The following is a 10,904-nucleotide window of genomic DNA, read 5'->3' as shown; positions in this document are numbered from 1 at the left end:
GACCTTTGATCACCGCCCTAGCCGCCGAGATGATCGCCGGGATCAGAATAGCAGGGTTGATGCCGAACAGCTTCTGCTCGGTAAGCTGCTGACCTTTGGCAAGGTCACCTGCAATTTGGATCGCGTCGCCACGTAGGCTCTCGTCAAACTCGTTGGGCTGCTGACCTTTGATCACCGCCCTAGCCGCCGAGATGATCGCCGGGATCAGAATAGCAGGGTTGATGCCGAACAGCTTCTGCTCGGTAAGCTGCTGACCTCTGGCAAGGTCACCTGCAATTTGGTTAGGTTCCCGGGTTGGCTGCTGGTCATTGTTCTCAGCCGTAATCATCGAGACGATCGCGCGAACTAGACTCGGATGATCTATTCCGAAAGGGTCGCGCTCAAGCTGATATCTCTCTTTAGCTGTGCCAAGTGACAGTTGAGTAAGCGTAGATGTGTCCATTGTTGATCACCTTGTTGATGTTTGCGGTTGGTTGCGGCTCTCAGATCACACTTCTCCGCTGGCGTGCAAAGGTGATGAAGGAGCGGAGCCGTGTGTCCCCTGGAATCTTAGGTTCCTTTAAAAGAGGCGTCTGGGGAAGCCCGACCCTCTGGATCATTAACTTCGCGGCGTCCACAAGCTCAGCCAAGCTTGCTCCGGGGCCGAGCGCCTTCAATGAATGGAGAAGGGCAAAGGTAAAGGCCGACTTCCCTTCCGTTAATGCAGTGCTCGCGGCTGCCGTTTCGGTTTCGAGGCAAGCGGAAAGAAGGACGCCATTTAACTGTAGCTGCCCCGTCTCACCGGACGCGGCCTCCGGCATAGAGGCCTGCAACCCGGCCAGGGGATCCCGCGAATTCGCCGCGACGGGTGAATTCCGAAGGTAAGTCATCTCACCAAAGCGCTTCTTTGCTATTGCCCTGCCCTGCCCGTTGGTGTGTTCGAGGAATTTGTCGCGGGTTGGACGCATGTGGGTTTTGACGCGCGCGCGTCCGACTAACCCGGAGTACTTGAACGCCGGCGCCAACATCCGCTTTTCAAGGCCGCCGGAGAAGCAGCAATCGGCAACGAGCGTCAATATTCCGGGCGGCAGGTTCTGCGTCATCTGCGCGAACGTGCCGTCGAAGAGAAAGCCGTCGTAGAGAACAATGCATTCTTCAATGACGAGGCCTCGGAGTGCAGTCGTTCCGTGACCGGAGAAAAAGAAGACCAATCGATCGTCCGGCGATACGTCTGCGAAGAGCTCTCGCAAGGCAGCTGTTACATTGCCTACGGTGGCTTCGGAATCGACAAGTCGAACAATGTTGGCGAATCCGTATTGCTTCTTGAGTACCTCCTCAAAGGCATTAACATCGTTAACACTGCTCGGAAGGTTGTTCGCTGCGCCGTGATAATCGTTGATGCCTACGAGCACCGCCCGGCGCCGTTCGCCTTTGGTGGTGTCAGCTGAATACACTGTACGAACTCACGAAACGGTCAGGTCGGGCGACAGTCAAAGTCTTCTGATGTTCAAACACTACCACTTCCTGTGAAGCTGGCCTCGTAATGTCTTGTTACTGCGATTATACAGAAGGTCCAAAGGAACGGCCGTGAAACTCGCGTGAAAACGAGGGCAGTTTCACCATCGTGCGTCAGAGTGGCTCAGTGCGGATATTTGACGGCTTGAACTTGCTCCCGTGGGTGGCCTCCATCTCGGGTGAACAGACCGGGCTGGTGACAAAGGGCGAGCCCGCCTGGCCGCCACTTGCGTTGTTCAAGGGTTCAAGGCGATGCGGCCGCACTTCGCGAGCTCCTTTCAAAAAATGTATGGTCCGCCCTGTCCGTGCAAGGGTTCGTAACCAGCAAAAATGACGCTTCCAGTTGCATAAATGTATCCGGCCTCTCGCGAGTGGACTGCGGTTGCAGCCAGGCCATGATGAGATCCGCGCACGCCGTTCCCAATAAATGGTTCGGGCACGAAGCCCGCTTTTTTGCACAGGGCTTACGGCATGTTGATCCACTGTTTCGTCATCACTGTTCCCGAGCCTTGCAATCGAAGCCAAAAGCGTCAGGTGGAAGCAGGATCTCTGCGTTCGTAGAGAGCTCCAGGCTTGTTCAAGACCACCCAGACAATGCGGGCCATCTTGGCGGCTAGAGCGACAACGGCCTTGTTCGGATGCATCCGACTCTGGAGCCCGTCGAGCCAGCTTCCTAGGCGATCGCGTCGTCCGTGAAGAGTGGCTAAGCGATTGAGCTAGAATCGCATTTGTCGTTGTGGACTGTTTTGCGTTTGCAGGGGTTTGATGCTTCGGGCGTCGGAACCTTGCAATTTCATTTTCAGGATTCCGTCGAATCGCCAACCATGATTCCGTCATCGCATCGGAGGTGGCGATGCGACCGAAGAAGCACAGGACGACGGGATCGGGCGATCTGTTCCGGGCCAGGCTGGACCAGATCATCAACATGAAGCACGAGCTGGTTCAGCTCGCCGGCAAGGTCGATTGGGACTGGATCGACGGCGAGATCGCGCCGCTCTATAGCGAGAACGGTCGGCCGGGCATCGCGACCCGCTTCATGATCGGGCTGTTGCTGCTCAAGCACATTTACGGGCTGTCCGATGAGGGGGTGTGCGAGCGCTGGGTCCACGATCCGTATTTCCAGTACTTCACCGGCGAAGAGTTCTTCCAGCACGCGTTCCCGCACGAGCGCTCGGACCTGAGCCACTGGCGCAAGCGGCTCGGCGACAAGCTGGAGCTGTTGCTGGCCGAGAGCTTGCGGGTGGCACACGAGGCCGGCGCGTTACGCGGCCAGGACCTCAAGCGGGTCACGGTCGATACCACCGTGCAGCCGAAGGCCATCACTTTCCCGACCGATGCCAAGCTGCTGCACGCGGCGATCAAGGGGATCAACCGCCTGGCGAGGAAGCACGGGGGCAGGCTGCGGCAGTCCTATCTTCGCATTGCCAAGACCGCGGCAATGATGGCGGGGCGCTACGCCCATGCCAAGCAATTCAAGCGGCATCAGCGGCAGTTGCGCATCCTGCGCAGCCGACTGGGCCGGATCATCCGCGATATCCGCCGCAACATCGAAGGTCAGGCTGTGCTTGAGAACACGTTCGCCCTCCCGCTCAGCCGGGCCTCGCAGATCCGCTCGCAGCAGCAGCGCCAGCGCGGCTTCAAGCTTTATTCCTTCCACGCCCCGGAGGTGGAGTGCATCGGCAAGGGCAAAGCAGCCGCGCCTTACGAGTTCGGTGTCAAAGCCTCTATCGTCACCAACAACCGCCGTGCTCCCGGTGGCCTGTTCGTGCTGCACGCCAGGGCGCTGCCCGACAACCCGTACGACGGTCACACCTTGCGCGACGTCATCGACCGCACCGAGACGCTCACCGGCTGTGCGATCGAGCGGGCCTATGTCGACAAGGGATATCGCGGCCACGACGCACAGAATCCACGCCGAATCTTCATCTCCGGCCAAAAGCGCGGCGTCTTCGGTGTCATCAAGCGCGAGCTGCGCCGCCGCTCCGCCATCGAACCCATCATCGGACACCTGAAGACCGATGGTCACCTCGGCCGCTGCTACCTCAAAGGCCGCGCAGGAGACGCCGCCAACGTCATCCTCTCAGCCGTGGGCCACAACTTCCGCCGCATCCTCGCCTGGCTCAGAAAACTCTTGTGCCTCATCCTGCTCCAGCTATGGCGCACGTTCGGCCGTCCCGCCCCGCTCAATTCGCCTTCTTAACGGACGACTAAGCAGGATCGACGTCTGTATCAACGCCATCGCTGGCGCTCAGAGGGCTTCCACGGCGAAGCCAAAACTTGGCATGGACTGGCGCGCGCCATACGGCGCGGTCTACCGAATATGAAGATCCAGGCCTACCTCACGGCCGCCGGCATCAACCTCAAGCGGCTGGCAACTGCTCTCCTTGCGCTTATTCTGCGTTGGATTGTCCCTCATAGTGCGTTTGCGGCTTCAGATCGCGCTGTAGAGCGAGCTTTGACGCGAGGGCCATGATAGGGCCGATCTCTGCATCGCGCGAGATCTATTGGCACCTTCTTCAACGACCCCCGCGTCCACTTCATGCGCAATGCGCTGGCCCATGCCGACAAAAGCGGACGGCGTGTCGTTTCCGCCTTCATCGCCACTGCGTTTGCCCAGGGCGATGCCGAGACCGCACGAGCGCAATGGCGGAAGGTCGCCGATCAGCTCCGCCCCAAGCTACCCAAGCTCGCCGGCTTCCTCGACGAGGCCGAGACCGATGTGCTGGCCTACATGACGTTCCCGCCGCACATCGCGCCAAGCTGCACTCGACGGATGAGATGGACAAGCGATTTTTAATGATCGCCCCGATGACGATTGCGGGCATCGCGTCCATTCTTTTGTTCGGCCGCGGCGCGGGCCATTCTGACATCGGTCCTGCCTCAAGGCCCACCCGCTCAACTTGACCAGCCCATGGTTCGAGGTACTGAACAATCGATGGCGCGTCTGCCAACGTGGTTCCCTCCCGGATAAGCTTTCCGGTCTCGTCCACTGCACATACCGCAACGGAATTCAGCGAAACATCGAGGCCGACGTAGATTATGGCTTTCCTCCTTTCCGGATGGAGTTGGTCCATGATCGTCAGCCAAAACGTGCCGCGCGGCAATCGGTCAGGCGATCGGGACCGAATACCCCATCTCTTCCGTGAACCGTGCTCGCTTCATCTGTCCGTCCTTCTTCGGGCCGGACTCTAACTCCTACTGGAGCAGCGGCAGGTCACCTCAACATCACCACGATCGCGAAAGGCGTGGAGACTACCGAGCAGCGCGATCGGCTTCGTGCCGAGGGCTGCAACGAGCGCACGGCGTCCTATTCGGCGGCTCAAGCCGGCGGCTGAGGTGTACAAAGAAATCCTACCCTGCTCAGGCGCTGACTACCGGACCTGCGACGACTGGATACGAAGGAAGCACTGAGCCGGCAATGGAGTATTTTTGTCTCGGCTCAGAAACTATCGCGATAAAAAGGGGCTCTGCAGCTCGAAAAATGAACTGCTCATCAAGCACCCACGGCCTTGTAAGCCAAGGCTCGCTCCTTATTGTGGCGGGCCTTGTTCCAGAGCACGACCCCGCTGATCATGAGAACAGCGACGATCCCAATAACGACCAAGTTGGGGCAGCGGCTTAGGATTGTATCGCCGCCGCCAAGCGCCACACCGACGGTCCAAGTCCACTTCGCGCTCTTCGTGTGGGCAACAGCCTTGTTTCGTGCAGCGATGCTATCGTTATAGATCTCCGCACGGTCTTCTTCCGTTAGCTTGCCGGCCCCGCGCGTCAGCCACAGGGCAACGGCTTTCGCTTCAACCTCAGCAATGCGCCGCGACCAGCCTCTCCCGAAAAAGTTGCTCGACGAAAGGGATTGCACAAAACCTCGCCGTTTGGCGCAAATCCTCAGGATGGTCGCTTTGCCGTTCGCGGCGATCGTCTTCGCAATCGTCTCGCTTCCGGCAAGGCCGTCCTGTTTCGCGCCGACTGCCGCTTGCAACCAGCGAACGCCTCGCCGAGGTCCGGACATTACGCCAGCGTCAAACGTCGCAAGATCGACGCCGTAAGGGAGGCTCTCACCGCGCACTGGGTTCCAATAGTCTCTTTCATAGATTGACTCTGCATCATCAAGCGTCAGGTTTTTGATGTCGAGATTCGGATATGCATGAGCAGCGATCCCGTATTTCGTTCCTTTCAAAACTCCGACGCCGCGCTTCTTGCCAGTCCAATTCCCCCGATCGTTTGGATCGTTCGAGTATCCACCTTCATATTTGAGAGTTACGGCCAGACACGATGGTAGACCTCCGATTGCCATAGCAGTTTTCCCAGCTGAAATTTCGTCGTGGAGACTCTTAGCGCCCAGACCGGCATACTCTCATCACACCGTCTCATTGTTAAGTTTCAGGTGTGCTTAATATCGAATGGTTGTTGCTTCTCGCGCAGGACGGCTTTCTCATCCGACCGCCCGCTTCGAACCGATTCACGAGCAACTACGGACCGTGCGACTTGGTCACTGCCCAAGTCACTGCCGATCAGCATTCGGAACGTCTCACGACGCTCTCCTAGAGGTACCGTCGCCGCGCGGTCGGGTTGCTCGTAAGGCACAGTGGCTGGACCCGTCCGCGCCATCGGACCTCACCCAAACCGAGCGTGCCCAGAGCATACCAGTCTAGGTTTCGTCTCCCGCACGACCAAACGTTTGCCCCAATCACAGTGACACTTTGCGTGGCCAGGATATGTCTTATATGAATTGCCGCTCGTTCGCGCGTCGGTCCAGGAAATCGTGAGCCCCGAAAAAGGCGCCGCGGTGTCCACGACGACCTGACGTGCCATCGGTGATTTTGGAGACTATCCTTGGGCACGCTCGTGTTCGGTAACTACCGATACCTCGTCCCATGGGGCGCGTTGGGGCTGGTCATGATGTGTACTCCTCGGCTCGAACAGGCGAGATCCAGTCGCAGGCAACTCGCAACACCTCCCTCGGGAGCGGGGCCGAGACTGGCTTGCCGTCCACCCGTAGCGCGACGCGATCATGCGGACTTCATTTCTGGCTGCAGAATGCTAGGTCCATGTGCCTTCTCCGAGTTCGCGATGAAGCTAGCGATACACAGCGACAATAGCATTCAAAAGAACGCGGCAGGCGTGAATAGCGCGCTAAAAGGTGCTCCGTCCCGACACACTGACGAGGCACGTGCGGTCATCGTGAGAAATCAATCGAGCTGACGCCGGTGCAAGAACCTCAGCCACGTTCTCACCAGCCGGGCGATCTTACGGTGTCGTTTCGATGGGTCTTGAGCGGCATGGTCGAAAGTGCCGCCTTACCAAATTGACGGCGTATATGAGTGCGCGTTTTCATTTAGGGCGGGTCGGCCCTGGCATTTTGATCAAGAGGCGACATGCCGGCTTGCTGCGCAACAGCCTTCAGAATTTTGAGCGGACACCGGCGTTAGCCGGAGGAGCGACGCCTGGTCAGAGACGTTTTCGAAGGTGGAGTCATCACCGGCCTTGCCCGCGAGCGGCAGTTTATGAGGGAGCAGAAGCTCTTGGCTGTCAACGAGACGTTGCAACCGGGCATGTAGATCAGCTATGTTGTCCGTCGCCATGGGCCCTCCTCCCGACGCTGGTCTCCGTGGAGATGATTGATAATCGAAGGGGCAAGGCAGCGGCGAGTGCGGCTGAGGATGTGGTCGCCGCATCGGACGCCCCGCGGCTGGAGGAACGGGTTCGAGACCTGCTGGAGCGCGAGCTTGCCGCGCTCTATTTCGCCGATTGGGCGGCCGTCGATCCCCCCGGAGAAGCTGCTGCGGGCGATGCTGTCGCAGGCGTTTTATTCGATCGGCTCGGAGCGGCTTCTGATGGAGCGGCCAGACTACGACCCGCTGTTCCGCTGGTTCATCGGAATCCGGCGCCGACGACGCAGCCTGGGACCATTCGGGGTTTCTCGAAGAACCGCGACCGGCTGCTAGTTGACATCGCGGCCAAGTTCCTCGCGGCGGTGCTGGCGCAGCCAAGATGACGAGGCTTCCGTCGAGCGAATACTTCTCGGTCGACAGAACCTGATCGAGGCCTGGGCCTCGATGAAGAGCGTCAAACCGCAGGACGGCTCCAGCGAGTTGCCGGCGCCAGGTGGCGGGCGCAATGCCGAAGCGGACTTCCACGGCCAGAAACGCTCCAACGACACCCATGCTTCGACCACCGATCCGGATGCCGAGCTGTACCGCAGGGTAAGGCAGGGAAACGAAGCCTTGCTTCATCGCGGCCTGGTCGACGCCCGCCTGACGCTGGTGAACGGGCATGCCGAATGGTCGCCGCGCTGCACATGATCGAGCCGCGTGCCGACCGGCCGACAGCGATCCGCCTGCCGCCGACAAAGCCTAAGATGCAGAAGACTTCGTCAACGAGCTGCGCTCGATGAACGTGACGCCACATGTGGCGCAGAACACCAGCGGCGGCCGCTCTGCTATCGACGGCGAACGACGGGCGCGGCAGCTATGCCGTCAGCCAAAGCATCCGCAAGCGCATCGCGGAGGCATTCGGCTGGATCCAGACGGTCCCCGGGCACGAGAAGACCCGCTTCCGTGGCCGTGATCGGGGCGGATCGCTTTTACCTTCGCTGCTGCCGCCTACAATGGTTGATCACGGAGGGCGGCTGACGACCAAGGTGCCCGGCTTCGTCAAGGCTTTTTTCCGGCTGCTGGCGCATCGTCGAAGTGGACAAGTGGGAGGGCGACTTCCTCGATCTTACCTGAAGAGGCGCATCTCAGCTTCGGCGGCAAGTCCGACGGTGAAATTGGCTTCGGTGCGCTGGAGGGCTTTCCCGATGTCCTCTCCGGCGCGCGAAACGGTTCGGCCTGCACGGAGTTCTCATGCGAAGGCCGAGACGAGAATGACCCCGCCTGCGGACGCGAATGGGTTTATGATCGGCACTGCGGGCAGGCTCGCCGGCCATGTCTATACACACAATGGCCACAATTCGGGCTTCGTTTGCGAACGCGGCTGAGTTCTTCAACAGGATCGTGTCCCGTTGCGTGGTGTAGCTGGCGGCGGGAGACCGCGTTCGCCGGCAAGAGCCGGGCCGGTCAGCTGGCGATCGCCGGAAGGCTGATAGTGGGATCATCGCTCAACGGCGCGATGGTTTCCAGCGTCATGTAGCGGGCGCGCTGGACGGCCCATTCATCATTTTGCTCGAGCAGGATCGCGCCGATGAGGCGGACGATGGCGTCTTCATTGGGGAAGATGCCGACGACCTCGGTGCGGCGCTTGATCTCGCCGTTGAGGCGCTCGATCGGGTTGGTAACCGGTATGAGAGTTTCTCGGTGCCGATGTTCCGCTGCGATTTTCAAGATCGTAGCGTATGGTGCGACCATCGGGACAGAGGCACCGGGAGCACGAAGGTGCGGGCAGGCCGATGCATTCGATGAGCCGCGAGCTCGAGTTAGTAGCTGGCCGCCTCTGCGACTCGCCCGGTTGCGCTGAGAGCGCGAATCCGTAGTTGTCGTGTCGCCCGTAGCTCCCGTCATGTGGTCTGATTGGCAGGAGGTGCGAATGCGACGGGTGATTGGCATCGACGTCCACCGAACTTTCGGGGAGGTGGTGGTTTGGGAGGACGGCAGGCTTCGCCATGCGGGCCGCATTGATATGACGCGGACTGCGTTGGAGGGATTTGGCAAGACCCTGCTGGCCAGTGATGAGGTGGTGGTCGAAGCGACCGCCAACAGCATGGCGGTGTCGCGGGTTCTGGCACCGTTCGTGGCACGGGTGATTATCGCCAATCCGCTGCAGGTGAAGGCGATCGCCCAGGCTCACGTCAAGACCGACAAGATCGATGCCGGCACGCTCGCCAGTCTGCAGGCGGCCGGGTACCTGCCGCAGATCTGGACGCCTGACGCGGAGACCGAACGCAAGCGTCGGCTGGTGGCGCGGCGCTACCAGGTCGTGCGGCATCGCACGCGGCTCAAGAACGAGGTGCATTCGATCCTGCACGCACACCTAATCCCGAAGTGCCCGCATGCCGATCTTTTCAACGGCCGCGGCCGGGCGTGGTTGGCCGCTCAACCGTTGCCAGACGATGAGCGCGCGGCGATCGATCGGCACGTCCGCGAGCTTGACCGGCTGGCGGAAGATCTGGCCCTGCTCGACCGCGAGATCGCGCAGGACGCCATCGACGATTCCGCGGTCAACAGATTGATGACGATCACCGGCGTCAACTTGGCGGTCGCCGCCGGCATCGTGGCGGCGATCGGCGACATCAGCCGGTTCAACAGCCCGCAGAAGCTGGTGAGCTATTTTGGGCTGAACCCGCGGGTGCGGCAGTCCGGACTGGGCGCCGCCCATCACGGCCGCATCAGCAAGATCGGCCGCAGTCACGCGCGCGCCATGCTGGTCGAGGCGGCCTGGGCAGCGGCCAAGGCGCCCGGTCCGCTGCATGCGTTTTTCGTGCGCATCCGCGCCCGGCGCGGCCATCAGATCGCCGCGGTGGCCGTGGCCCGGAAGCTCACCGTGCTTTGCTGGCATTTGTTGACGAAGGGCGAGGATTACCTGTGGGCGCGCCCGGCACTGGTCGCCATTAAGACCCGCGCGATGCAGCTTCAAGCCGGACATCCGCAACAGAAAGGCAGCCGGCGTGGGCCAGCGTATGCCTACAACATCAAGGCATTGCGCGACCGCGAGATGTTGATTGCCGCACAGGCGGAGCAAAGCTACGAGCGCTTGGTGACGCAATGGAAACCACGGCGGCCAAAAACCGGCGCGCGGGCGCCTCAACTCGGCAAGACAAAATAGGGCAGCCTGGTGGCGCTTGCAGCCGATGCGCCACGCTTCGCCACGAGGTCGCCCGCGCCCACCCAGGATAATCCCGCCTGACGGCAAGTGCCAGCCAGGAATGCAGTCCCGTTCCACGCCAGCATGCCGCCGTGCTCGGGCCGGTCAAGGCCAAGCCTTGCGGTGGCCGCAAACGCGGCCAGCCTTGACCGCCCCTGCGCGCGGCGGCTGCGAGATCGATGGCCGGGACGGAAGAATGGCCCGCGGCGCAGCCGAACAAAAGAATGGACGTACGCGATTTCTGCAATCGTCATCTCGGTCATGAAAAAAATCGCTTGTCCATCTCATCCGGTGTTGCGGCGGGAACGCCATATAAGCGAGCACATCGGTCTCGGCCTCGTCGAGGAAGCCGGCAAGCTTGGGCAGCTTGGGACGAAGCTGGTCGGCGACCTTCCGCCACTGTGCTTGTGCGGCCTCGGCATCGTCCTGGGCAAACGCGGTGGCGATGAAGGCGGAGACGACACGGCGGCCGCTCTTGCCGGCATGCGCCAGCGCGTTACGCATGAAGTGCACGCGGGGGTCGTTGAAGAAGTGGCCAATAGATTTCGCGCGATGCAGCGATCGGCCCTATCATGGCCCTCGCGTCAAAGCTCGCGCCACGGCGCGATCTG

Annotated in this window: 6 protein-coding genes and 7 pseudogenes; 6 read left to right on the top strand and 7 right to left on the bottom strand. The window is 60.8% G+C overall.

From position 1 onward, the window contains the following. From ABIB95_RS46775 to ABIB95_RS46765, 3 genes and pseudogenes are all read right to left on the bottom strand, one after another. On the bottom strand, positions 1 to 442 hold a 442-nt coding region (locus ABIB95_RS46775; protein ID WP_354249145.1), incomplete at its 3' end, for a hypothetical protein. 40 nt (positions 443 to 482) lie between these two features. Then, the gene (locus ABIB95_RS46770) at positions 483 to 1,433 is read right to left on the bottom strand and encodes a caspase family protein (protein ID WP_354249144.1); all 951 of its coding nucleotides are present in this window, start codon (positions 1,431 to 1,433) and stop codon (positions 483 to 485) included. Positions 1,434 to 2,024: 591 nt separating this feature from the next. After that, positions 2,025 to 2,180: pseudogene (locus ABIB95_RS46765) on the bottom strand (IS110 family transposase); the annotation flags it as partial. 167 nt (positions 2,181 to 2,347) lie between these two features. Here ABIB95_RS46765 and ABIB95_RS46760 point away from each other — a divergent pair. From ABIB95_RS46760 to ABIB95_RS46750, 3 genes and pseudogenes are all read left to right on the top strand, one after another. Next, a complete protein-coding gene (locus ABIB95_RS46760) occupies positions 2,348 to 3,694 on the top strand; it encodes an IS5 family transposase (protein WP_354249143.1) in 1,347 nt (448 codons plus the stop codon). A 15-nt stretch (positions 3,695 to 3,709) separates the two neighbouring features. Further along, positions 3,710 to 3,967: pseudogene (locus tag ABIB95_RS46755) on the top strand (transposase); the annotation flags it as partial. 54 nt (positions 3,968 to 4,021) lie between these two features. Then, a pseudogene (locus ABIB95_RS46750) lies at positions 4,022 to 4,281 on the top strand (transposase); the annotation flags it as partial. Positions 4,282 to 4,987: 706 nt separating this feature from the next. On the opposite strand, the gene ABIB95_RS46745 reads toward ABIB95_RS46750, so the two are convergent. Continuing rightward, positions 4,988 to 5,788, bottom strand: coding sequence for a glycoside hydrolase family 108 protein (locus ABIB95_RS46745; RefSeq protein ID WP_354249142.1), 801 nt, complete (start codon positions 5,786 to 5,788; stop codon positions 4,988 to 4,990). A 1,320-nt stretch (positions 5,789 to 7,108) separates the two neighbouring features. Between ABIB95_RS46745 and ABIB95_RS46740 the strand changes: the two are divergent. Next, a pseudogene (locus tag ABIB95_RS46740) lies at positions 7,109 to 8,109 on the top strand (transposase). Next, positions 8,102 to 8,473 (top strand): annotated as a pseudogene (locus ABIB95_RS46735) (hypothetical protein). The pseudogenes ABIB95_RS46740 and ABIB95_RS46735 overlap by 8 nt, the downstream one beginning before the upstream one ends. Before the next feature lie 79 nt (positions 8,474 to 8,552). Here ABIB95_RS46735 and ABIB95_RS46730 read toward each other — a convergent pair. Next, positions 8,553 to 8,777: pseudogene (locus ABIB95_RS46730) on the bottom strand (transposase); the annotation flags it as partial. 259 nt (positions 8,778 to 9,036) lie between these two features. Here ABIB95_RS46730 and ABIB95_RS46725 point away from each other — a divergent pair. Further along, on the top strand, positions 9,037 to 10,254 hold the full coding sequence (locus ABIB95_RS46725) for an IS110 family RNA-guided transposase (RefSeq protein WP_354249146.1): 1,218 nt from the start codon (positions 9,037 to 9,039) through the stop codon (positions 10,252 to 10,254). On the opposite strand, the gene ABIB95_RS46720 is transcribed toward ABIB95_RS46725, so the two are convergent. After that, positions 10,233 to 10,556, bottom strand: a complete 324-nt coding sequence (locus ABIB95_RS46720; protein WP_247337951.1) for a hypothetical protein — start codon at positions 10,554 to 10,556, stop codon at positions 10,233 to 10,235. The genes ABIB95_RS46725 and ABIB95_RS46720 overlap by 22 nt on opposite strands. A 19-nt stretch (positions 10,557 to 10,575) precedes the next feature. Further along, positions 10,576 to 10,809: pseudogene (locus tag ABIB95_RS46715) on the bottom strand (transposase); the annotation flags it as partial. Positions 10,810 to 10,904 lie beyond the last annotated feature (95 nt).

The sequence above is a fragment of the Bradyrhizobium sp. LA2.1 genome (assembly GCF_040547725.1).
GTDB classification, from domain to species: Bacteria; Pseudomonadota; Alphaproteobacteria; order Rhizobiales; family Xanthobacteraceae; genus Bradyrhizobium; species Bradyrhizobium barranii.
This window is presented reverse-complemented; position numbering and strand designations above follow the sequence as displayed.

Coding starts and splice junctions, on each gene's coding strand:
- ABIB95_RS46760 (WP_354249143.1), top strand. CDS start 2,348: ATGCGACCGAAGAAGCACAGGACGACGGGATCGGGCGATCTGTTCCGG.
- ABIB95_RS46745 (WP_354249142.1), bottom strand. CDS start 5,788: ATGGCAATCGGAGGTCTACCATCGTGTCTGGCCGTAACTCTCAAATAT.
- ABIB95_RS46720 (WP_247337951.1), bottom strand. CDS start 10,556: ATGACCGAGATGACGATTGCAGAAATCGCGTACGTCCATTCTTTTGTT.